Origin of the sequence: Acinetobacter sp. RIT698 (assembly GCF_009668065.1) — a bacterium.
Taxonomy (GTDB): domain Bacteria; phylum Pseudomonadota; class Gammaproteobacteria; order Pseudomonadales; family Moraxellaceae; genus Acinetobacter; species Acinetobacter guillouiae.
On record NZ_WJYH01000053.1, the window covers coordinates 1 to 22611 of the forward strand.

The 22611-nt window shown below is 38.7% G+C and carries 20 protein-coding genes; 5 read left to right on the forward strand and 15 right to left on the reverse strand.

The window, feature by feature from the left end; translation table 11 throughout:
* Positions 1 to 133: 133 nt before the first annotated feature.
* The 8 genes from GJV03_RS18085 to GJV03_RS18120 form a co-directional block, all read right to left on the reverse strand.
* Positions 134 to 475: a YegP family protein gene (locus tag GJV03_RS18085; protein WP_004724017.1), complete on the reverse strand. Its 342-nt coding sequence runs from the start codon at positions 473 to 475 to the stop codon at positions 134 to 136.
* A 256-nt stretch (positions 476 to 731) separates the two neighbouring features.
* Complete coding sequence (locus GJV03_RS18090) at positions 732 to 1190, reverse strand: hypothetical protein (RefSeq protein ID WP_154130754.1); 459 nt, start codon at positions 1188 to 1190, stop codon at positions 732 to 734.
* A 121-nt stretch (positions 1191 to 1311) separates the two neighbouring features.
* Complete coding sequence (gene bioD / locus GJV03_RS18095; protein WP_004724021.1) at positions 1312 to 1956, reverse strand: dethiobiotin synthase; 645 nt, start codon at positions 1954 to 1956, stop codon at positions 1312 to 1314.
* Entirely contained in the window at positions 1953 to 2729 is a 777-nt protein-coding gene (gene bioC, locus GJV03_RS18100; RefSeq protein ID WP_105714439.1) for a malonyl-ACP O-methyltransferase BioC, read from the reverse strand. Before bioC ends, bioD begins: the two co-directional genes overlap by 4 nt.
* 7 nt (positions 2730 to 2736) lie before the next feature.
* Positions 2737 to 3906: an 8-amino-7-oxononanoate synthase gene (locus GJV03_RS18105; RefSeq protein ID WP_105714440.1), complete on the reverse strand. Its 1170-nt coding sequence runs from the start codon at positions 3904 to 3906 to the stop codon at positions 2737 to 2739.
* Positions 3903 to 5237, reverse strand: coding sequence for an adenosylmethionine--8-amino-7-oxononanoate transaminase (bioA, locus tag GJV03_RS18110; protein WP_105714441.1), 1335 nt, complete (start codon positions 5235 to 5237; stop codon positions 3903 to 3905). The genes GJV03_RS18105 and bioA overlap by 4 nt, the downstream gene beginning before the upstream one ends.
* A gap of 104 nt (positions 5238 to 5341) precedes the next feature.
* Positions 5342 to 6061 (reverse strand): YqiA/YcfP family alpha/beta fold hydrolase, encoded by a 720-nt coding sequence (locus tag GJV03_RS18115; RefSeq protein WP_154130756.1) that lies wholly within the window; start codon positions 6059 to 6061, stop codon positions 5342 to 5344.
* A gap of 73 nt (positions 6062 to 6134) precedes the next feature.
* The gene (locus GJV03_RS18120) at positions 6135 to 6458 is read right to left on the reverse strand and encodes a DUF6176 family protein (RefSeq protein WP_154130757.1); all 324 of its coding nucleotides are present in this window, start codon (positions 6456 to 6458) and stop codon (positions 6135 to 6137) included.
* Between the two features lie 134 nt (positions 6459 to 6592).
* Here GJV03_RS18120 and GJV03_RS18125 point away from each other — a divergent pair, with 134 nt between their 5' ends.
* Positions 6593 to 7165 carry a peroxiredoxin gene (locus GJV03_RS18125; protein WP_154130758.1) on the forward strand — a complete coding sequence of 191 codons (573 nt, stop codon included), beginning with the start codon at positions 6593 to 6595 and terminating at the stop codon, positions 7163 to 7165.
* Positions 7166 to 7255: 90 nt separating this feature from the next.
* Here the strand turns inward: GJV03_RS18125 and bfr are convergent, their stop codons facing one another.
* Positions 7256 to 7720 carry a bacterioferritin gene (gene bfr / locus GJV03_RS18130; protein ID WP_004724037.1) on the reverse strand — a complete coding sequence of 155 codons (465 nt, stop codon included), beginning with the start codon at positions 7718 to 7720 and terminating at the stop codon, positions 7256 to 7258.
* A 386-nt stretch (positions 7721 to 8106) separates the two neighbouring features.
* On the opposite strand from bfr, the gene GJV03_RS18135 reads away from it, so the two are divergent.
* Positions 8107 to 9171 carry an aldehyde reductase gene (locus GJV03_RS18135; protein ID WP_151957679.1) on the forward strand — a complete coding sequence of 355 codons (1065 nt, stop codon included), beginning with the start codon at positions 8107 to 8109 and terminating at the stop codon, positions 9169 to 9171.
* Positions 9172 to 9260: 89 nt separating this feature from the next.
* On the opposite strand, the gene GJV03_RS18140 is transcribed toward GJV03_RS18135, so the two are convergent.
* The 6 genes from GJV03_RS18140 to GJV03_RS18165 all read right to left on the reverse strand — a co-directional run bounded on the left by GJV03_RS18140 (position 9261) and on the right by GJV03_RS18165 (position 20023).
* Positions 9261 to 11453 carry a TonB-dependent siderophore receptor gene (locus tag GJV03_RS18140; protein WP_154130759.1) on the reverse strand — a complete coding sequence of 731 codons (2193 nt, stop codon included), beginning with the start codon at positions 11451 to 11453 and terminating at the stop codon, positions 9261 to 9263.
* A 322-nt stretch (positions 11454 to 11775) separates the two neighbouring features.
* Complete coding sequence (gene ligA / locus GJV03_RS18145) at positions 11776 to 13806, reverse strand: NAD-dependent DNA ligase LigA (RefSeq protein WP_035370689.1); 2031 nt, start codon at positions 13804 to 13806, stop codon at positions 11776 to 11778.
* A 78-nt stretch (positions 13807 to 13884) separates the two neighbouring features.
* A complete protein-coding gene (locus GJV03_RS18150; protein ID WP_151957682.1) occupies positions 13885 to 14901 on the reverse strand; it encodes a cell division protein ZipA C-terminal FtsZ-binding domain-containing protein in 1017 nt (338 codons plus the stop codon).
* A 1-nt stretch (position 14902) separates the two neighbouring features.
* The gene (gene smc, locus GJV03_RS18155) at positions 14903 to 18355 is read right to left on the reverse strand and encodes a chromosome segregation protein SMC (RefSeq protein ID WP_154130760.1); all 3453 of its coding nucleotides are present in this window, start codon (positions 18353 to 18355) and stop codon (positions 14903 to 14905) included.
* 13 nt (positions 18356 to 18368) lie between these two features.
* A complete protein-coding gene (locus tag GJV03_RS18160; protein ID WP_154130761.1) occupies positions 18369 to 19064 on the reverse strand; it encodes a GntR family transcriptional regulator in 696 nt (231 codons plus the stop codon).
* Positions 19065 to 19219: 155 nt separating this feature from the next.
* A complete protein-coding gene (locus GJV03_RS18165) occupies positions 19220 to 20023 on the reverse strand; it encodes a sulfite exporter TauE/SafE family protein (protein ID WP_154130762.1) in 804 nt (267 codons plus the stop codon).
* Between the two features lie 30 nt (positions 20024 to 20053).
* Here GJV03_RS18165 and GJV03_RS18170 point away from each other — a divergent pair, with 30 nt between their 5' ends.
* The 3 genes from GJV03_RS18170 to GJV03_RS18180 all read left to right on the forward strand — a co-directional run bounded on the left by GJV03_RS18170 (position 20054) and on the right by GJV03_RS18180 (position 22611).
* On the forward strand, positions 20054 to 20809 hold the full coding sequence (locus GJV03_RS18170; protein ID WP_154130763.1) for a biotin--[acetyl-CoA-carboxylase] ligase: 756 nt from the start codon (positions 20054 to 20056) through the stop codon (positions 20807 to 20809).
* Between the two features lie 312 nt (positions 20810 to 21121).
* On the forward strand, positions 21122 to 21853 hold the full coding sequence (locus tag GJV03_RS18175) for a type III pantothenate kinase (protein ID WP_004724053.1): 732 nt from the start codon (positions 21122 to 21124) through the stop codon (positions 21851 to 21853).
* Between the two features lie 86 nt (positions 21854 to 21939).
* Entirely contained in the window at positions 21940 to 22611 is a 672-nt protein-coding gene (locus tag GJV03_RS18180; RefSeq protein WP_154130764.1) for a membrane-binding protein, read from the forward strand.

The window sequence follows — 22611 nt, forward strand, 5'->3', positions numbered from 1 at the left end:
AACCATTCAAATATTAGAATTTTATTACCATAAATAGACACTTATTTTTTATCATTTGTTTTTTAGATTCAAAAAAAGCATGTCATTGCAATGACATGCTTTTACTGATTGATGTGGATCATTTATTGCGGATTTAGGTTGGTTCTGTTAAATCTTTTATTTTCTCTGAAGGGCCATTTTTCTTCACCGACTCAATTCCATTATCTCGAGCAGCATCGCCTGAATAGAATTGACTTGTTCCGATAATTTGATGATTTGCTGCTTTTAAGTTGAAATAAGGTTTACCATTTTTCGCTTCTAGGCGATCATAACGTGCATCATCTGGGCTATTTTTTTGCACAGATGCAATACCATTTTGTGCAGAAGCTTTTGCTTTATAGAGCTCACTGGTGAGAATAATTTCCCCATTTCCTGCTTTTAATACAAAGCGATATTGACCATCTTTAGCTTGACTAATTTCATACCATCCTGACATGGTTCACCTCTTCATTATTTTCGGTTTATTTTATTTCACAGCGCTTATTGGACATAAATTACGCTACTGATATGAAATATAAATGACTTTTCATGTTAAAAAAAGATTAATTTGTTATAACTTTATTGTTTATGTAACGATGCAGAGTTACATAGTTCAAATCAGAAGAATGCTTTTATTATTAAGTCACAATAAAATTTAAAGCCATTTAAAAAAAATGACTTTAAATTTAGATTCTGCATTTAGCCACTAACGATCAATGATCAAAAAAACCTGTGCTGGTATAACCTGGATAGACTGTTTTCATTAAACGCTCGATTTCCGAATCATTGCCACGTAAAAAATTTTCCAAACAATCCCGAAATACCGCAAAAGGAAGGTCATCGTTATCAAAACTGGGCATCTCTTCAGATTTAAACAAACCAAAAAAATGCGATTTTTGTTGTTTTTGATAGAGTTCAGCATGTGCATTAAAGTTATATTGATTGCGACTATAAACCACAAATAGTCCGCCGAACTTACGCCCAGTTTGGATATGCTCAATTTGAAAAAAAGGAAAATCACCGTGGTGCTCCTCCATGTATCCCCAGACGACTTGTTGCATCCAATCAATCTGATCAAAACGACTTAAAATTTGCGTTGCTGCATTACTTTCAAAATCAAGAGAAGTTATTTCAAGCTCTTTAAATAACTCAATTCGAATTTTAAAACTCATCAGGATTACCTTTTATACACGTCGCTTATTTAAAGCATTCAGATTTTTGAAAAGCGACAAGAAAACAGCAGGCTCGGAACACTATGAATCAGCTGTTTCAGCACTCAATTCGATGAACAAACTAACAGATTACTGGAATATCAATCCATGCACTGTTCGGAAAATGTTTCACCAAATAATGCTTTAAAAATTCTGCGGTATCTTTTGAAATCAGTTCATCCTGAGATTCATCATTTAAATTATAAGCAAGTGCATAAAGCTCAAGCCCACGACTTTTTAAAGCCTCTAAACTTAAAATCGTATGATTAATACTGCCCAATCGGCCTGAGCTGACTAAAATCACAGGAAGCTTTTTCTGGGCCACATAATCAATTGAAAGTAAGCTGGTGGTTAGGGGTACCATCAATCCACCTGCACCCTCTAACAAAACAACATCATACGTTTCAGAAAGTCGTTGAGTAGCATCTGCAATTTTTTCAAAATCAATCTCACGCCCATCAATTTTGCTGGCTAAATGAGGCGATGCAGGATAGCTAAAGATTTCAGGCATGGTGAGCTTGGTTTCATCCTCTGGAAACCAGCCCATTCCCATAATCTCACGATGTTGTTCGATATCTTCTGAAATATCGGTATTACCCGTTTGGATTAATTTCTGCGTAATGGTTTTTTGACCCTGCTCATTCCATAATTTGGCTAAATATCCGGTGGTATAGGTTTTGCCAATTCCAGTATCTATTCCACTGATAAAGTAAACTGATCCAGTCATGACATTCTCCGCAAAATACAATAAATAGGATGATAAGTCAGTGAGTAGCGTATATTTCCTGACTGATCAGCCTGTGAAAACTGTTGATAGTGATGATAAAAATCGGCGAGACTCTGCTTTGTCCATCTAAAGCCAGATGCTGTCGCAGTCACTCCTGTGGCTTTTAAATGCTGCAAAATATATTTGGGATGAGAAAAATTGAGATGCTCAATTTGCTCTGAAATATGTAGAATTTCAAAACCATTTCGCTTTAATTGTTGTTGCAGATCGTCAAGGGATAGGTAATTCAGACCTTGCCCTGTTAAGCTTTTAATTTCCTGTAAATTATGCTGTCCAAAAGTTGAAAAACAAAAATACGCATTAGGATTTAAATGATGAAAGGCCTGTTGAAAAACACCATTTAAATCACTCATCCATTGTAAAACGGAACTTGAGCTAATTAAGTCTAAATGTTTTGGAAATTCAAGCTGTTCTATATCGCCAATCCGATATTCAATCGGTTTATCCGCAGGGAAATGCTGCTGAACTTCGGGGTATAGATCATTTAAAATCAAATGTTTAATTTGCAAATTTTGCAGTAAAAGCTCAGTTAAGTTTCCAGAACCACAACCGATTTCAAACACATTTTCATAGTGTGCTGGGCAATATTCACTTATTAAATTAAACAGTTGTTGTGCAATATTTTTTTGTACGACCGCATGTTCAGTATAGCTCTGCCCTGCCTGAGCAAAACGCAAGGCAACCTGTGATTTATCAATTTCTGGATGTTTCACATTCAACTCACAACAACGGAGTTAGCTGATCTAGATCAGCATGGGTGATTTGAGCAGTTAAACAGATACGTAACCGTGAGCTGTGTTGCGGCACAGTCGGGGGACGTACAGGCATAATATAAAATCCCACATCTTGTAATGCTTTGGCCTTTTCAACCGTTTTAATCGAGTCACCTACAATGACCGGAACAATATGTGATGTTGATGGGCACTCAAAACCTTTGCTTTGAACAGCCTGTTGTAGATACTGACTTGTAGACTGCAAATATTGACGGCGCTGATTTAAGCCTAAAACTTTCTGAAAAATAAAGTTTGTCCATGCCATACATATTGGCGGTTGTGCTGTACTGAAAATCAAAGAGCGCATAGCATTAATCAAATAATCTCGAATCACAGCATGACAAATTAAATAACCGCCAACTGAAGCGATTGCCTTTCCAAAAGTCCCCACGAGTAGATCAATATCATCAATCACCGCATATTGTTCAGCACAACCTAAGCCCTGCTCACCACGTACTCCAATTGCATGTGCCTCATCTACATAGAGCATGACTTTGCAAAACTGTTGCTTAATACTCACCAATGCAGCTAAGTCAGTTTCATCACCATCCATACTAAAAATCGACTCAGTCACGACAATAATGCGCTCGAAAGCCTCATCCGCATGATATTTTTGTAAAAGCTGAGTCAAATGATTTAAATCATTATGACGATAACGCACATATTTGGCAGAAGATAAACGAATCCCATCAATCATACTGGCATGAATCAATTTATCTGCCAGAATCAGCGTTTTACTGTCTGCAAGTGCAGGTAAAATACCAATATTCATATGATAGCCGCTGTTAAATAACAATGCCGCCCGACCATGAAAAGCCTGAGTTAAACTATTTTCAAGCAGTTCATATTCTGGAAAATGTCCAGTCAACAAACGTGAAGACGAAGAACTCATTCGTCGTTGATCATTTGGTGTTTCATCAAAAAACTGTTCACGTAATGTGAGATCAGATGCCAATCCTAGATAATCATTTGAAGCCAAATTGAGCATTTGATGCTGATCAAGGCGAATATAACGACCTTGCTGAACATTCGAACGAAATTGGCGTAAATTGCCTTGCTGTTTAAGCACATCAAGCTGCTGTGAAAAATGCTCAAGGTGCGTATTGATCAAGCTCATGTGCTTTGCTCCATACCTTTGACCACCTCGACCAATTGTTCCAGCAAAGTTTTTAATTCTTGTGCTGTGATGACATATGGAGGCATGACATAGACCAATTTACCAAATGGTCGTATCCAGATACCACGACGTACAAATTCCTGTTGTAAGGTTTTCATATCGACATTCATAGTCAATTCAACCACACCAATCGCACCAAGAACTCGCACATCATCAACATGATTAAGGGACTGTAAGGGCTGTAAGGCATCTCTAAGCTGAGCTTCAATTCGTTGAATATTGCTCTGCCAATCTTGAGAAATTAATAATTGTGTACTTTTGACAGCAACTGCACATGCCAAGGGATTTGCCATAAAGGTTGGGCCGTGCATAAACACACCCGCTTCGCCCTGACTTATCGTTTCAGCAATATGCTTGGTGGTTAATGTCGCAGAAAGCGTCATATAGCCACCCGTTAAACCTTTACCGATACACATAATGTCAGGTTCAACTTGTGCATGCTCCCATGCAAATAGTTTTCCTGTACGCCCAAAACCCGTAGCGATTTCATCAAAAATCAGCAAAACATTGTATTTTTCGCAAAGCAATTTGGCTTGACGCAAATATTCAGGATGGTAAAAACGCATCCCTCCCGCACCTTGTACAATTGGCTCAAGAATTAAACCTGCAATCGTTGCATGCTGTTCAGCCAAAGTTTTCTCAAGTTCAGCAATGTCACTTTGATCCCATTGCTCATAAAATCCGACTTGAGGGGCTGGAACAAATAAGCGATTGGGCAAACTTGAACCAAAAATTTGATGCATGCCCGTTACAGGGTCACAAACAGACATCGCATTCCAAGTATCGCCATGATAGCCAGATCGTGGGGTAACAAAATTAGTTTTCTCTGTATAGCCCTGTGAAGACCAAAACTGTACAGCCATCTTCAACGCCACTTCTACAGCGACAGAACCAGAATCTGCAAAGAACACCTTATCTAAATTAGGTGGGCTAAGTTGAACCAGTAATTTTCCAAGCTGGATCGCTGGATCATGGGTAAATCCACCAAACATGATATGTGACATATCCTTTAACTGATCTGTCACCGCTTGATTCAACTCAGGATGATTATAACCATGAATCGCACACCACCACGAAGACATCCCATCTATCAATTGGCGCCCATCTTCAAGTTCAATGGTTGCACCATAGGCTTTTTTAACCTTAAAGGTCGGTAAGGGATTGGTCATAGAAGTATATGGATGCCAAATATGTTGCCGATCAAAGTCCAGATCATCTAACTTTGATTGTTCAAGATCGACATCATCAAACCCATTATTTAAATCGGTCATCCGTTTACTCCATGTGCATTACAATTACAGCAAAAAACAGTTTAGCGATGTTAAACCTGCGCGCAATAAAAATAAATTGCGAGATTCACCACTGATCCATAGATTTATTCTATTTTTTGTAAATATTGGCAGATTTTGTCACTTAGACTTAAAAAATCAAAAACTGGAACGCCATGTGAACCATTTACCAGCTCGACATCTAAAAACTTTGCTGTGAAATTTTTAAATTTCTCATAGACTTTGTCACTAACTAAGAAATCCTGTTGAGCAAATATATGATACTGTTTGCCAGCATAGTTATTTAAGATCGCGACATTATTTAATTGCTCAAGACAGGCCAACCCCTGTTTTAATAATTCTAAATTTTGCGGCTGAATCAAACTTTGCAAATGTACAAAATCTTCTCGCGTGGTTGCGGTGCCCTGACAAACCATAAAACCAAATTTCTTTAATGTCGCAATCGCATCATGTTCAAAGGACTGTTTAAAGTTGTGAAAGGTTGTTTGGCTCATTGCCGTTTGCCACTCAGCATTTGCCACAAAACAAGGGTTTGAAGCCAGTGTAATCAAGACTTTTTGTTGTTGGTATTGCTGTTTAATTTGCTCGACCAGCAAGCTTGCCAATTGCCCACCTAAAGACCAACCACAAATCACATCAAAATCTTTGGCTTGCTCCACCTGCTGTTGTAAAACACTTTGATCCAGCGCATTAAAGATATTGATCAATACAACTTCATGGCCTTGTTGTTGTAAAGCCTGTTGTAAAGCATTGAGTAGTTTGGTTCCACCGCCCCAACCTGTGATCAGCAAAATACGTTGATTCAATTTAAGCCACTATAAAACAATAACGATGTTTTATTAGATCATGCTTAAAATTGAACGACAATCGGACTTCTAACTATTTCTGATGGTGTAAATCGACCAATAAGCTGGCTGGAATCACTTTTTGCCAAGTGCGTTTAAATTCCTGATGTACTTGATCAATTGCAAACTGACTTTTTCTCGAAATTTCATGTGCTTTTGCAATATCATCTGCCCGTGTATAAGCAATCAAATAATCTAGTCCATCCAGTTCCACATGGAACCATGATTCAACATGCACACCTTCAGCCTGAAGTGTTTCAATTGCCTCATGCTTACGCCTATTCAATTGATTTTGCCATGCAACAACATCGTCCATCATGGCTACTTTTAGTTGAATCAATACTGCACCGACATCCATAACGTTAGGTTCTATTTATTTTAAACGGTCTTTCATCATAAATGGCATGTGAACAATTGCAAACATTTTACATTCCGCCTAAACCTTAAAATTTGCTAAGATCAAATCAGGATCAATTTAGGAAAGTGTTTGTCATGAAACTATCACGACTGTTCAGTATTAGCTTACTTTCCGTTTCAGCTTTATGCATATTGAACACGGCCAGCCATGCGGAAAGCTCTATTCTCTCCAAACTGGATTCCAACCAAAAGCAATGGGTAGGTAAACCTGCACCAAGTTTTAAACTACAAGATCAAAATTCAAAATGGCACGAACTGAGTCAATATAAAAGTAAATGGGTTGTTCTCTACTTTTACCCAAAAGATGATTCACCAGGCTGTACACAAGAGGCCAATCAATTTAAATCACTCTACCCACAATTTATAAAAAATAATGCGGTGGTGCTCGGTGTAAGTTTGGATGATGTGAAATCTCATCAAAAGTTCTCCGAAAAGCTGGGACTAAATTTTCCAATTCTTGCCGATAGCAATCATCAACTCGCAGACCAATTTGGAATCATCCGAAACTTGGGCATTGCCAAAATAGCAAAACGAGAAACTTTTTTGATTGATCCACAAGGAACAATTGTCTATCACTATAGCAGTGTAAATACCCAAACACATGCCGATCAAGTTTTAGCAGATATTCAGAAGTTTTCAAAGAAATAACCACTGAAGCATTAAAAAAGCCTTTAGATGAATATCTAAAGGCTTTTTTAATCTAAAACGTCTCACCTTAAGCAAGACGCTTAGTGTGTCTTACATTTGAGATTGAATATAATTCTGTAAACCAATTAACTCGATCAAACCTAATTGTTTTTCAAGCCAGTAAGTATGATCTTCTTCAGTATCGTTCATTTGTTGACGCAGCATATCACGGGTCACGTAATCGCCTTTTTCTTCACATAACTTTACGCCTTGCGCCAATTTTTCACGTACATGATATTCCAATGCCAAATCGGCTTTTAAACAGGTTACAACATCTTCACCTGTGACAATATCGTCACGCTTCATGTTCGGCGTACCTTCAAGGAAAAGTACACGGCGAATTAAAGCGTCTGCATGTGAAGCTTCTTCTTGCATTTCATGATCAATACGTTCATAAATTTTGCTTAAGCCCCAATCTTCATACATACGTGAATGAATAAGATACTGATCACGAGCAGCCAGTTCGCCACCGATCAACATATTTAGATAGTCTATGACTTCTGGATTGCCACGCATTTCAATTACTCCACATTCTTTTGCAATAGTATGGACAAATTTTGCAAGTTTTGCAAAAGACAAAATGTGTAAGTTTATGATTTTTATAAAATTAAAATGATAAACATACGCATTTGCAATTTGAATAAGTATTTTTTCATATAAAAAATAACCGCTTACAAAATTTCATTGATGGTTTATTGGTGATTTTTCATCAAATTTCAAAATGATTTATTTTGTAACCATTAAAAATGCTTCTTATTCACCCTCATTATTCCATTTTCTGTTCATTTTCAATGACAGAACCCATACTTATCTTATTGGCTTTTTTTAATGCTAATATTTCAAGACAATTTTAACTTTAATATTTATGATATTGAATATTAACAATTAGCAGGAAAAAAATAATGTCTCAGGGAAACACATCAGCACCTATTCTAGTTACAGGTGCAACAGGCTATATTGCCAGTTGGGTCATTCAAAAATTACTTGAGCAAGGTTATACCGTTCATGCCACTGTACGTGATCTTAATAAGAAACAAAGCTTTGCACATTTAGAGAAAATCGCACAAGCCAGCTCTGGCACACTAAAACTATTTAAAGCTAACCTTTTAGAAAATGGTTCTTTTGATGAAGCTATGCAAGGCTGTGAAGTTGTGTTGCATATGGCTTCACCATTTGTTGTGACCAATTATAAAGATGCCGTTAAAGATATTATTGAACCTGCAATTTTAGGCACGGAAAATGTCTTAAATAGTGTCAATAAAACAGATTCTGTCAAACGAGTCATTGTGACTTCAAGTATCGCGTCTACTTATGGCGATGCAATTGATATTTTAAAAACGCAGCATAATCAGTTTGATGAATCTCACTGGAATACCACCAGCTCAACCACGCACCAACCGTACCCTTATTCAAAAGTTATGGCAGAGCGTAAAGCATGGGAAATGGCAGAAGCACAAAATCGTTGGACGCTGATCTGTGTCAACCCTGCACTGGTACTTGGCCCATCACTAACCGCAAATACACAGTCAGGGAGTGTAGAAGTCTTAGAGCAATTTGCCAACGGCATGACCTTACTCGGTGTCCCACCGATGTGGAATGGTATTGTGGATGTTCGTGATGTTGCTGATGCGCATATTTTGGCAGCATTCAAGGAAAATGCAGCTGGGCGTTACATTATTAGTGGTGGCTCACTCAGCCTTTTGGAAATGGGTAAAATTTTACGTCAAAATTTTGGACAAAAATTTCCTTTTCCACGCAACCAAGTTCCGAAAAAAGCATTTAAATTTATTGGACCTGCATTTGGCTATTCGCGTGATTTTATTGAAAAGAATATGGGCTACCCTATCTTTTTTAATGCTGATAAAAGCAAACAGGAACTGGGGATGAGTTATCGTAATATTGAAACCAGTTTAGTCGAGCATTTCCAGCAGCTCCTTGATGACGGTGTGGTGAAGAAATATATTTAATAACAGCTCAACTGATTTTTAAATCAAAAAAGCCTTTTTCAATCATGAAAAAGGCTTTTTGGCTTATAGCGTTCAATATCAGCTAAGGCTTAAAAATCAAAAGTTACACCAGCTTTATAAGTACGGGCTCCCCCCACCACTGCATAGTTTTGGTTAAACATCCCTTCCCAATATTTTTTATTGGCGACATTATCCACATTGAATAAGAATGTAGTATTTACCCCACCTAATTTTGTTTTATAACGAGCGCCTAGATCAACAATAGTATAATCAGGTAATTCAAGTGTATTGGCATCATTCATATATTGATTACCAACATAATTTGCACGAGCATTGACATTGAACCCTTCAAGCATCGGAATTGCATAATCTAGCCCTAAAGATGCTGTCCACTCAGGTACACCAAAAACCGTATTTCCTTCATTTGATACACCTTTGGTTACTGCAGCTTTAGTTAACTCTGCATCTGTATAGGCAATATTTCCAAGCAGATTTAAGCCATCCATGATTTCACCTGAAAATGACCATTCCACACCGCGAGAACGCGTTTCTGCATCATCTGTGGTAATCTGCGTATTTTTATTTGCATCAGCTTGATTAAAAGTAGTCACCATGGTGCTTGGTTTTTCAATTTGATAAAGTGCAAATGTATTTAACCAAGATCCTGCCTGATACTTCGCTCCAACTTCATATTGTTTGGTTTGAAAGGGTGCAAAGGTCTTTCCTGCATTCACATCTTTTAACGTTGAATCTACAGTTGAACCTTCAACTAAACCTTCCACATAACTTGCATAAAGAGAAAGATTTTCACCAAACGGTTTCAATACAACACCTAAACTTGGCGAAACTTTATCATCACTATAAGCTGTCTTTTTCTGAAGATTTTTAGTGTCTATATCTTGGTAACGTGCACCAACGATTAACTGTAATTTATCATCTAACATTGAAAGCTGATCTGTTAAGGTATAACTGACATATTTATTATCACCCAAAGGTAGAATCGTAGGATTCGCTAAAGGCATATTTCCATTATCGGATGGATTGTAAATATTGGTCTCGAAAGGTACAGGCGTCGCACCTTGTCCAGTATGCTGATTGTATTTACGTTTCAGATAATCTGCACGTAAACCTAAAGTATGCTTGATCATACCTGTATCAAATTTTGCTTCAAAGCCTGCATTGGCAGCAGTGTTATGCTCCTGTGAACCCACTCGGTAATATTGTGAGGTTGCATTTCCATTTAAATTCGTCACAATCATACGAGTACCAAATAAATGTCCCGCGTACTCTTTCTCAACATAACCTATTCCAGCAAATGCTTTGATATCAGGAGTAAATTTATATTCTCCCGATAATCCAACAAAATTGCTTTTAGTATTTCCTTCTAAATGCGGAAAATAATTTAAATCCCCTTTAGGTGCTGCGAGCACTTGGCTAATTCCATTCCCTTTTGAGTCTTTTACTCCCATTGCAATCATGGCAGGAGAACCACCTTTGCGATTGTCACGAATTGCATAAGAATCAAAATTAATCTTTAGTTTATCTGTGGTGTAATCAGCAGCAATCGCTCCTGAAATATGACGATCATCCATTCCATCAACAATATGCTCGCCTTGACCATACACACCATTCACACGCACACCAAACTCTTTGTTCTCACCAAAACGACGAGATACATCAAAGCCTGATTGATAATATCCTTCATCTTGAAACGATGCAGAAACTTGGGTGAGTTCTTGATCTGCTCGTTTAGAATTGGCAATCACCACAGCCCCTACACTGCCTGTAGGTGCAACACCAGTTACCAAAGCATTAGGACCTTTAAGTACGGTTACCGATTCTAAAAACTCTGTTGGAATACGTCCATAAGGTGCAACACCAAAAAATCCGTTATAGTTCATATCTTCATGATTGACATCAAAACCGCGAATTTTAAAGTTCTCGTTTAAATGCCCTTGATTGGTTGTAATCCGAATCGCAGGATCATTTTTCAACACTTCAGCCACAGTTTTAGCTTGTTGATTTTCAATCAATTGTTCCGAATAAGACGTGATACTAAACGGCGTATCTATAATTTTCTTATTTCCCAATGGCCCCAAATCTGTATTTTTTTGCAAAGCACCATTGGCAAATGTTTGTTTTTCTTGTTTTTTTTCTGCAGCGACCTTAATCGTAGGCAAAGCAGTAATTTCATCATTTGCCCAAATTGTTTGTGTAAGTCCCCCACCAAAAAGCACGATTGAAATAGAATTGACTAGAAATGTTCGAGAAAAATTTTTCATATAAATAATAAGACACTTTTCAAATGATAATGATTATTATATATACTTTCACTATTGTTAAGAATTGTAATTTCTCATCTAAAGTTAAGTTTAATGGAAAATTCTAATAAATAAGAATTATTATCATATAGCGTGCTAATGATAGATCAAGCAACCTTGCGAAATACAATCGCTAAAATACACTGCTCAAAGTTTTATTAAAAAATGATGACTTGTTGATTTGCTATCGCATCAATCTCGAATTGATGATTTTAATTTTTGAAAACTGCAAAGATACAACAACTGTATCTTTACAGTAATTTTAGAGTTAGTTTAAACGAATCTATGCCTGTCCATACTCAGCCATTAATGCTAAAAACTCCTGTTCATTCAGTACAGCGACACCCAGTTTCTCTGCTTTTTCAAGCTTAGAACCGGCTTTTTCACCCGCAACCACACATTTAGTTTTACTCGACACACTGCCACTGACACGCGCACCAAGTGCTTGTAGCATTTGAGTCGCATCATCACGCCCCATGGTTGCCAATGTGCCTGTAATCACCCAACTCTCACCATTTAAAGGCTGACGGGTGGGTGCAACTGGTGCATCCCAATGGATCCCAGCTGCAAGCAAACGATCAATCACTTCAAGGTTATGTGGGGCTTGGAAAAAATCAACAATCCACTCAGCGGTAATATCACCAACATCTGGAGTTTTCTTCAATGCTTCAAGATCAGCATGACGAATCGCATCCAGCGTCTGGAAAGTGTTGGCAAGCATACGTGCAGTCGTCTCGCCTACACCACGAATACCCAAGGCATAAATAAATGCAGCAAGTGTGGTTTTCTTACTGTTCTCAATCGCATCCAATAAATTTTGGACAGATTTTTCACCCATTTTTTCAATGGTCAGTAACTGTTCACGATGCTCATGTAAATGGTAAATATCCGCGACATCTTTTAACAGATCAAGATGTAACAGTGACTCTACCCAACGATCACCGAGACCCTCGATATCCATCGCTTTACGTGAAACAAAGTGACGAATGGCCTCAATACGTTGTGCAGAACAATATAGACCACCCGAACAACGTGCCAAAGCCTCACCTTCTGGCATTACGACAGGAGAAGAACATACTGGACAATTTTCAGGTAAATGTACTTCTGTCACGTCATTTGGACGGAATTCTAACCATACTTTTTCAACTTTAGGAATCACATCACCGCTACGATAGACACTGACCGTATCGCCAATACGAACGTCCAGACGGTGAATTTCACCAATATTGTGCAAAGTCACATTAGAAACCGTTACACCGCCCACAGCCACAGGATTCAAGCGTGCTACTGGGGTTAAAGTCCCGGTACGTCCGACTTGCCAATCAATATTTTCAACCGTTGTTAAGGCTGCAACTGCGGGAAACTTGTACGCTGTTGCCCAACGCGGTTCACGACTTAAAAAGCCCAGCTTTTGTTGCTGTTGAAGATCATCAACTTTGATCACCATGCCATCAATTTCAACCGCTAAATTCGGGCGCTCTTGATTGATTTGCTGATATTTTTCTTGTACCTCTTGAATACTTTCACAAATGAAATGACGTTCACCCACAGCAAAGCCAAAGTTAGTCAACCATTCAAGACTCGCTGACATCGACTCAATGCCATGATGCGGCTCACATTGTGCAATACCATAAGCATAGAATGCCAAAGGGCGAGATGCTGCAATACTTGGATCAAGCTGACGTAAACTACCTGCCGCAGCATTTCGAGGATTGGCAAAGGTCTTTTCACCTTTCGCTTCATTTTCAGCATTGAGTCGTTCAAAGCCAGCTTTTGGCATCAATACTTCACCACGAACTTCCAACAAGCGTGGCACTGCAACTTTATCCGAAGACAATACTTTCGGTAAATTACGAATAGTTTTTACATTTTGCGTAATCACTTCGCCTGTTTCACCATCACCACGGGTTACACCACGTGTCAATACACCATTTTCATACCAGAGCGAAATCGCCAATCCGTCAAATTTTAGCTCGACATCATATTGAATCTTTTGATTGGGCAATCGTTCTTCGATACGGCGGGCAAAAGCAAATAACTCGTCCTGATTAAATACATTGCCCAAGGACAGCATCGGTACAGTATGGGTAATGGTTTCAAATTTAGACAGCGGTTTTCCACCCACTTTATTGATTGGGCTATCTGCCTGAACCAATTCTGGGTGTTGTTGCTCTAAGGCTTTGAGTTGGTGAAATAACTGATCATATTCACTGTCTTCAATACTCGGCTGATCCATCACATAATAAGCGTGATTATGTTTTGCAATGAGTTGAATCAATTGACGCATTTGCGTCACGACAGGATTATTTTCCATAAATTTTTTCACCATAAAAAGGCGGAATACTCCGCCTAAAATTCTGAATACCAATTATAAAGTAAATATGACGTTATGCTAAGCATCATGTCCTGAACGATAATCGATCGCTTTATGGCGCCAATGCTCTTTCAGTTGTGGGGTAAATTCAAGATTGTTTTCATCATAGACCGTACCGTCTATTTCACGGGCAATTAAGCCAGCAATACTGACCATGGTATCAAAGCCTTTTTGCACATCTGAATGAGGAAGTGCCAAGAAAAAAGCCAAACCTTGAACTTGTTCAGTCGATAAGGTTTCTAAATCAAAACCATCTGGACCATTGTCGGTGACACGTAATACAGAAAACAGTAAATGGCTTTCTTCCTCTGGATTCTCATAACGATGGAAGCAAGAGAGTTCACCAAAACGTAAACCATATTTGAGCAACATTTTTAAGGTTTTATCCCCAGACAATGCTTTACGTGGATTCGGATAAACATTCAGCGCAATAATGGTTTCAGCCGTAGACAATACGCTTTCATCATCATATTTTTGTTGCTCATTTAAATGAACATCTAAAATACTACTTTCCTCATCAAACTCTTTGATTTCAGCTGTTTCAACATTGGCATTAAATTGAAACGCTTCCTCTTTGTCCTGACTGACTACGGCTTTGGCAGAATCATGAGTTTGAGTCGTCGGTTCTGTCTGCACATCAAGTGCTTTTACAGATTCTGTTGCGGATTCAGTGCTTGCCACTGTTTCCGTCTTTTCAGTTTGTTGTGTAATTGCGGCATGCTCAAGCTCAGTTGAATGAATAGCATTCGACTCCACTGCTACATCCTCAATCTTTTGCTGTTTTTCATCTGCAACTTCGACCGAGTCTAAAGCAGTTAAATTCGGTTCAACACGCACTTGCTCTTGAGACTCACGGTCTGTTCGCAATTGATCTCGTACATGACGAGGAATTACCGGTTGTTTACAGTCTTCATTGATATGCAATTCAGACTCTAAAGAAGGTGCGGCATCATTGGGCTTTCGTAGCACCATCCTTAAACCCACCAGAATGATGATTACTGCAACAACAATTCCAATAATTGTGGTGACTTCCATACTACGACTCCGCGGCTAAACCGTATTCTCTTGCCTCTTCCAAATTCACAGTGACGAGCTTTGATGTGCCTGGTTCAGGCATCGTCACACCCAGCAAATCGGTTGCCATCGTCATTGCAACTTTATTATGTGTAATGTAAATGAATTGGACTTGATCAGAAAGCTCTTTTACTAAATTACAAAAACGACCAACGTTAGCATCGTCTAAAGGTGCATCAACTTCATCCAAAACACAGAAAGGTGCAGGATTCAAACGGAAAATAGCAAATACCAAAGCCAATGCCGTTAATGCTTTTTCACCACCAGATAACAAAGCCAATGAACTATTTTTCTTGCCGGGTGGACGTGCCATCAACTTCACGCCAGACTGCCAGTCATCTTCAAGACTTAAACTAGCTTCACCACCATTAAAGACTTTTGGAAATAATACTTTTAATTCAGCATTAACCTGATCAAAAGTACCCATAAATAATTTTTTGGTTTCTTGGTCAATGGTCTTCATGGCATCTTTCAATTGCCCAACCGTATTTTCTAAGTCTTGCATTTGATGGGTTAGATCTTCAAAGCGCTTAGAAACTTCTTCATATTCTTCTGAAGCGGCTAAATTGACCGCGCCTAATTTTTCAAACTGACGCTGTGCTTTCTCAAATTTTTCTTGATGTACAGGTAAATCAATCAACACGCCTTGCTTAACTTCAGCATTCATCTCTTTAAGTTGATCGGAATAATGCTGTAAATCTGATTTTGCCGATTGCCAAGCCAAACGTCGCTCTTCCAGTTTTGTACGCAATTGCTCATCATTTTGCTGATGCAAATGGCGCATTTCTGTAAGTTGTTGCTGTTTGGATTGAATATTATTCAATTCAACTTGCCACTCACTCCAAGTTTTTTGCAGTTTTTCAGTTTGTTGTGCCTGCTCAACATATTGCGATTCTAGACTCGGCAATTCCAATTGAATTGGATCTACAAACTTCTTGGCTTGCTCCATTTGCGCAATAATTTGTTGATATTGCGTTTTAGAGAAGGATAGGTCTTTGTCTAATAATTCAATTTGCTGTTTATTTTGTTCAGCTAGACGACGTGTAGTTTCAGAATCTTGCTGCTTAAGCTGTAATTGCTGTTGCTGTTCTTCAACCTGCTCATTGAGCTCATCCAACTTGAATTGCAAGGTTTTAAACTCAGGAAGATTTTGTTCAAGCTTGAGGATGACCGAATGCATATCGATTTCAAGATCATCTTTCTGCATTGCATCTTCTTCAAGTTGCTCATCTAACTGTTGCAATTGACTATTCAGCTGAACTTTCTGCAACTCAAATGCTTGTGAAGCACTTTGCTGCTTAGCAATTTGCAGATCAAACTGTTGTAGCTGTTTTTGCTGATGTTTTAGCGTGTCTTGCTCTGTTTGGATCTGTTTTTGCAGGTCCAGAAATTGCTGATTTAAATTTGGCAATACAGTTTCAGCTTCAATCAACTGTGGTTGTAGCTGTGCAAGTTGTGTTTCAATTTCTTCAAGGCGAATGCGATGACTGAGTGCACCCTGTGCGGCTTGGCTCGACTCATCAAAGAACAGACCAATCACCCAATCTTGACCAACATGATAACCATCTAGCGTCAATATGCTTTGTCCTGCTTTTAACTGTGCTTGTACCGCTAAAGCTTGAGCGAGGTTTTCAATTACAGCGACTTGATTCCACAATGAATACTGTGGAGATTCAATCCAATCTGCTAAACATGCCAATCCATTCAATTGAATTTTATCTTGCGAGCTTGTTGCTTTAAGCTGACGTGCCACACTTTCAGCAAAATCAGCATCTTGATCAACAATATGGGCTGACAACCATTTGGCTAAAAACTTTTCAACCAGCGGTGCATGTGCTTTGCCTTGTGCATTCAGCGTTAATACCTGCATCAATTGCACCGTATCAGCCTTGCTATTTACAGCACTTTTCGCCATTAATTGGGTGAGGTTTTTCTGTTCAGAATGCAACACTTGTACATCAGATTTTAAAGCCGAAATCTGAGTTTTTTGCTGACTAATGCTTTCCTGTAGTTGTTCAAACTGCTGCTTTGCTTGATTAATTTTTTGTTCTAATTCAACAATTACAGCTTGGATTGCTATTTTATCTTGCTCAAGTTGTTGAACATCTTCAGTTTGAAATTGACTTTGAACCTGAACAGCTTGGGTTTTTAAGGTGTCTTTCTGCTGTTCAATACGCGCTACATTTTTTGCAAGTTGTTCAATTTGCGCCTGCATTTGTGCTTTTTGCTGCTGTTGCTTTTCAACTTGAACTTTGACCTGTTCATACTGTTGTTGTGCTTGCAATTGCTGCGCTTTTAAATCGGTAAAGGCCTGGCTACGTTGTTGTGTTTCAGACTCAGCATGTTGTAAATGTTCAGTCTGCTGCTCCAATTGACCGTGCAAGGTTTCCAATTGCAATTCCATCAACTGAATCTTTTCTTTGGTTTGAGCTTTTTGCTGTTCAAAATTTCCCAAAGCTTCTGAGTTCTGTTGAAATAAACTTTGTTTCTGTTCCAAAGTCATTTTCAACTCAGAGAGTTTTTTCTCAGCTTGTTGCCACTCATTTTGCAAAGGCGTGGACTGTTGAATCAAACGTTGGAACAACTCATTGGTTGAAGTCAGATCATGTTCCAAAGTACTCATGTCAGAGCGCACCAGTTTGAAGTGCTCTCCCAATTCGTTCATTTCAACCGTATATTGTTCTTGTAAACGAGAACTACGATCACACTGGAAAGATAGAATTTCAATCTTTAACGTACGAATTTCAGTTTCTAAAGTCTTATATTGAACCGCAGTTTCAGACTGTCGTTTTAAGGTTTTAAGCTGTGATTTGAGTTCTGAAGCAATATCTTCGAGGCGGTCTAAGTTCTGCGTGGTATGTTCTAAGTGTTGTAGTGTTTCACGACGACGAGCCTGATAACGAGAAACTCCAGCAGCCTCTTCAAGAAAGATACGCATTTCTTCAGGTTTGGCATCAACCAAGCGGTTGATCATCCCCTGTTCGATGATTGCGTAAGAACGAGGACCCAAACCTGTACCCAAGAAAATGTCGGTAATATCACGACGTCGACACTTCGTCCCATTGAGAAAGTATTCAGATTTTCCATCACGATTCACCTGACGGCGAACAGCAAGTTCAGTATACGCGTTATAAGCCCCACCTAATTTGCCATAGGTGTTTTCAAAGCGCAGTTCTACACTTGCCATACCTACAGGTTTACGTTTTGCCGTTCCTGTAAAAATAACATCCTGCATACTGCCACCACGGAGCTGGCGTGCACTGGATTCCCCCATCACCCAACGGATCGCGTCAATCACATTGGATTTACCACAACCATTAGGACCAACCACCGCTGTACGGTTATCTTTGAATTGTAGTGTTGTACTATCGGCAAAAGATTTGAAGCCTGAAAGTTTTAAGCTGCTTAAACGCATAATGTCCTAGTAATTACCGACGCGATCTCCGCGCCCAAGCGAGTTCGATTTGTTTCATCCGTGTCAGAGATTCCAACACTAGATTACGTAAGTGTCGACAAAAATCTTCCATAAATAAAGTAGCTTGTTGTGATTTTCGGATTAAAATTGCGTCAATCACCAACTTAAGCAATTCTAAAGCTTCTTGAAGCTCGCGTCTTGAAGTATTTAAGGTTAAAAAATAACTTCTTCGTAGGGATGGTAACAACTCTTTATAAAATTTCATCAGGTAGGGATTCCCAACCATGTCCTGTTGCCCTGATAAAAATTGAAATATGCCATCATAAAACTTTTCAGTATTGCCTTGCTTCACCTGCTCAACCAAATGATTCATCATCTGCTGAATCGCTTCAGCTTCATGATTGCGCCATGTTTCACTCATACGTTGCACGATTTGACCTAATAACAATGCGCTGGTATCGAACAATGCACGGACTTGGTGTGCTGACATTTCTGAGACAATTGCACCACGACGAGGATAAATTTCAATCAGATGGGTTCTTTCTAAAAGCAAAAGGGCTTCACGTACCGAGCCACGACTGACATCCAGTTCTTTGGCAATACGTAGTTCTTGTATTCTTTCCCCTTCAACCAACTCGCCACTAATAATTTGTTCACTAATATGTTTGGCAATCTGTTCTGAAAGGCTATCCACTTCTTCCGAATGCATATAATTCCTATCTTGGTTTATTATTCTTGGACAATGTCAATTGTCATTATTTTAGTTGTACCTGATTTAATTCAATTGAAACCATGACATTGTCCGACAATTTTAATGTATTTTAAGTCAACTCAGTGTTTAGAAAAAGTACCATTGATCGGAATCTACTTAGTAATACCTTGATAAATAAAATAAAGACCGACCACTGTAAGTAAGCATGCAAAGCATTTTTTCAACATCGCTGGAGAAAGTGCATGCGCCACCTTTGCGCCAAATTTGGCAGTGATAAAACTCATTACACTGATCCCAATAAAGGCATAAATATGCACATAACCAATTGAATTTTTAATTTCGGTTGGTTCTTGTGCACCAAAGAACATAAAACCGAGCGCACCCGCAATTGCGATCGGTAAACCACAAGCTGCTGATGTTGCAACGGCTTTTTGCATCACCACACCATTTTTGTTGAGATAGGGAACGGTCAGACTTCCACCACCAATACCAAAAATTGCCGATGCAACTCCAATTCCCCCACCAGCCAGCATTTGCATAGGCGTAGTTGGTAATTGTTTAGATTCATCGACTTTAACATTGGCCCCCTTAAACATTTTAAATGCCACCCAAATTGCAAAAGCACCAATGATTAGCTGTAAATGCTGACCTGATAAAATATCTGCAATGCCAGCACCAATAAATGAGCCAATCACCAAACCTGGGGCTAAGTTTTTAAAAACATTCCAAAGTACGGCACCTTTTTTATGATGCGCTGTTACGGAACTAATTGAAGTTACAATAATTGTTGCAAGTGAAGTTCCCAATGCCATGTGCATAATGACCGAAGGATCATAGCCCATTTTAGTAAAGACCACATAGAGAATTGGTACAATAATTAAGCCACCACCAACACCAAATAGCCCAGCAGCAAATCCTGCGATTGCACCAATACCTAAATATATGATTAACTCCATAAATGTTCCTTCACTCTTCTCAGATTCAACATGGATTTAGAGACTCGTCATCTTAGACAACTTCTTACACAAGCAAATGAACTCCCTGAAGTGCTGCTTTTAAAGCAGACGACAGCATCGACCAATGATGATGTGCGTGAAATTGCGCTCAGCGGCGTCAAGACAGTTTTGGTCTGTAGTGAAACTCAGACTCAAGGACGAGGTCAGCACCAACGGGAATGGGTTTCGCCCATTGGTAACATTTATTTAAGCACATTGCTTGAAACTCGAACACCCTTAGATGGGCGTTTAGCATTGGAAATTGCTTTAAATATCTTACAAATGCCAACACTTAAGAATTTACCAGCATTACAAATTAAATGGCCCAATGATCTATATAGCCCTCAAGGAAAGTGGGGTGGAATTTTGGTTGAGCCCATTTCACCACATCAAGCCATTGTTGGAATCGGGATCAACTTATTTCCGATCCCCAAAGAAAATGTGACCCAACAAGCCACCTCGGTAATGCAATTAGGCCTACAATTTCCAAATCGAATCCAAATCATTGCAGAAATGTATTTGGCAATTCAACAAGCTGGACAATGGTTTGATCATGGTTGCTATAACCTCGCAGCACGATTTAATCACTATGCTGCCTTTATGGATCAGCAGGTTCATTTTGAACAAATTCAAAATTCAATTGAGGGTATTTTCAAAGGAATTTCTGATGATGGCGCACTGAATTTATTGACAGCTCAAGGCTTAGTCAATGTCTATCAAGGGCGTTTACGCTTAGCTGAAGCATAAATAACGATGTGATCCGTTGTCTAAAATGAGTTAGATTGAGCATATAAATTGCTAAAAAGTGTTCGGCAATTATTTAAAACAGGGCTTTTTTCGCTATACATTTCGCTATATATTGCGCAGTAATCGTATTGATCCAAAGATCATAGCAAACAGTTACTAACAGTTACTAACAGTACGGAACAACGTTCAGCAAAATGAACCGCAGGTTATTTGCCCTATTTGATTGATCAGATTGAGATGCTCTCTAAGTCGTTCAATATTTTCAAATAAAATAATTATGCAGATTGTGTTCAGCTTCAATTAGGCAAAATCATGAAAGCACTTTGGTTAGATATTGGAAATACCCGTCTAAAATATTGGATTACTGAAAATAATCAAATTATTCAACAGGCAGCAGAATTACATCTCCAATCCCCTGCGGATCTGCTACTGGGTTTAATTCAACATTTTCGTGGTTTAGGCTTAGACAAAATTGGAATTTCCTCAGTCCAAGATAAAAAAAACAACGAACGCATTGTCCAGATTTTAAAATTACTCGATATTCCGGTAACTTTTGCCAAAGTGCATGCTGAATATGCAGGATTACGTTGTGGCTATGACCATATAGAACAACTTGGGATCGACCGTTGGTTACAAGTTTTGGCTGTGGCGAAAGCTGATGATGACTTGTGTGTGATTAGCTGCGGCACAGCTTTAACAATTGATTTAACCCAAGGGTTACAACATTTAGGCGGTTATATTCTACCTAACCTCTATTTACAACGCGATTCTTTAATTCAAAAAACCAAAGGTATTAAAATTCCAGATGCGGCTTTTTCAGAGCTAAGTCCTGGTCGGAATACCATAGATGCAGTACATCATGGCATTTTCTTGGGGCTGTTAAGCACCATTGAAAAAGTGCTTGAGCAACAACCACGAAAGCTTATTTTAACAGGTGGTGATGCCAATCTATTTGCACAATTTCTAGAGAAATATCAACCAAGAATTGAATCAGACTTATTACTCAAAGGCTTACAGTTCTATATAGATCGACAAACCGCTTAAACCTAAATACAATTTAATAGAAGATCAGCAATCTTCCATTTTTAATAAATAAACACAATCATAAACACGATAAAAGAGTAATCATTATGAAAACGATCCCCTTACTGCTTAGTGCCTGTTTAATGAGCTTTACACTGGTGGGTTGTACCAGTTTACAAACCACGCACTCATCTTCAACAACCATGGCAACAACTGAACCTGTTATTGCTTACTTTGCTCCAGATGCAGGTGAAGAAGCCTGTGAGTGCGGTTTAATCATGGATCAGGGTTATTCACTCACACCTGTAGAAAATGGATATTTCAGAAAATTATTAGGTCGTGATAAAGATGGCCGTTTCTTAGTTCAGGACTTCTATCAAAATAGCCGTAAAAAACAATCTGATCCATTTTGGATTAAAGCCCCTCAAGGCTTAAATAGCTTTGATAGTAAATATGTCGACGGTGAAGTTGTGGGCTATTTTGAAAATGGAAAAATCAGCTTTAAATCGACCAGCCAAGACCAGAGATTAGTTGGAAAAACTGAAACGTACTATTCAAATGGTCAACTTGGGCTACAGGAAGAATATTCAGATGATCAGCCCATCGTTCAAAAGGTATGGTATGAAGATGGCAAACCTGCAGCTGAACTAAAATTAAGCCCAAGTGAAGATTATTCGATTCTAGACAGTAAAGTTTGGGATCAACAAGGCAATTTGATTCAAGATGAGCAACGCGCTCAGGAGATACTTGACGAGCTTTATCAAAAGCTCAATCAATAA

Excerpts from the sequence above, each read along its gene's own strand:
- GJV03_RS18150 (WP_151957682.1), bottom strand. The coding sequence starts at position 14,901 with ATGGAAGTCACCACAATTATTGGAATTGTTGTTGCAGTAATCATCATT.
- GJV03_RS18140 (WP_154130759.1), bottom strand. The coding sequence starts at position 11,453 with ATGAAAAATTTTTCTCGAACATTTCTAGTCAATTCTATTTCAATCGTG.
- GJV03_RS18135 (WP_151957679.1), top strand. The coding sequence starts at position 8,107 with ATGTCTCAGGGAAACACATCAGCACCTATTCTAGTTACAGGTGCAACA.
- bioD (WP_004724021.1), bottom strand. The coding sequence starts at position 1,956 with ATGACTGGATCAGTTTACTTTATCAGTGGAATAGATACTGGAATTGGC.
- GJV03_RS18090 (WP_154130754.1), bottom strand. The coding sequence starts at position 1,190 with ATGAGTTTTAAAATTCGAATTGAGTTATTTAAAGAGCTTGAAATAACT.
- GJV03_RS18105 (WP_105714440.1), bottom strand. The coding sequence starts at position 3,906 with ATGAGCTTGATCAATACGCACCTTGAGCATTTTTCACAGCAGCTTGAT.
- GJV03_RS18120 (WP_154130757.1), bottom strand. The coding sequence starts at position 6,458 with ATGGATGTCGGTGCAGTATTGATTCAACTAAAAGTAGCCATGATGGAC.
- bfr (WP_004724037.1), bottom strand. The coding sequence starts at position 7,720 with ATGCGTGGCAATCCAGAAGTCATAGACTATCTAAATATGTTGATCGGT.
- GJV03_RS18170 (WP_154130763.1), top strand. The coding sequence starts at position 20,054 with ATGGATTTAGAGACTCGTCATCTTAGACAACTTCTTACACAAGCAAAT.
- GJV03_RS18085 (WP_004724017.1), bottom strand. The coding sequence starts at position 475 with ATGTCAGGATGGTATGAAATTAGTCAAGCTAAAGATGGTCAATATCGC.
- GJV03_RS18180 (WP_154130764.1), top strand. The coding sequence starts at position 21,940 with ATGAAAACGATCCCCTTACTGCTTAGTGCCTGTTTAATGAGCTTTACA.
- ligA (WP_035370689.1), bottom strand. The coding sequence starts at position 13,806 with ATGGAAAATAATCCTGTCGTGACGCAAATGCGTCAATTGATTCAACTC.
- GJV03_RS18160 (WP_154130761.1), bottom strand. The coding sequence starts at position 19,064 with ATGCATTCGGAAGAAGTGGATAGCCTTTCAGAACAGATTGCCAAACAT.
- bioA (WP_105714441.1), bottom strand. The coding sequence starts at position 5,237 with ATGACCGATTTAAATAATGGGTTTGATGATGTCGATCTTGAACAATCA.
- smc (WP_154130760.1), bottom strand. The coding sequence starts at position 18,355 with ATGCGTTTAAGCAGCTTAAAACTTTCAGGCTTCAAATCTTTTGCCGAT.
- GJV03_RS18125 (WP_154130758.1), top strand. The coding sequence starts at position 6,593 with ATGAAACTATCACGACTGTTCAGTATTAGCTTACTTTCCGTTTCAGCT.
- GJV03_RS18175 (WP_004724053.1), top strand. The coding sequence starts at position 21,122 with ATGAAAGCACTTTGGTTAGATATTGGAAATACCCGTCTAAAATATTGG.
- GJV03_RS18165 (WP_154130762.1), bottom strand. The coding sequence starts at position 20,023 with ATGGAGTTAATCATATATTTAGGTATTGGTGCAATCGCAGGATTTGCT.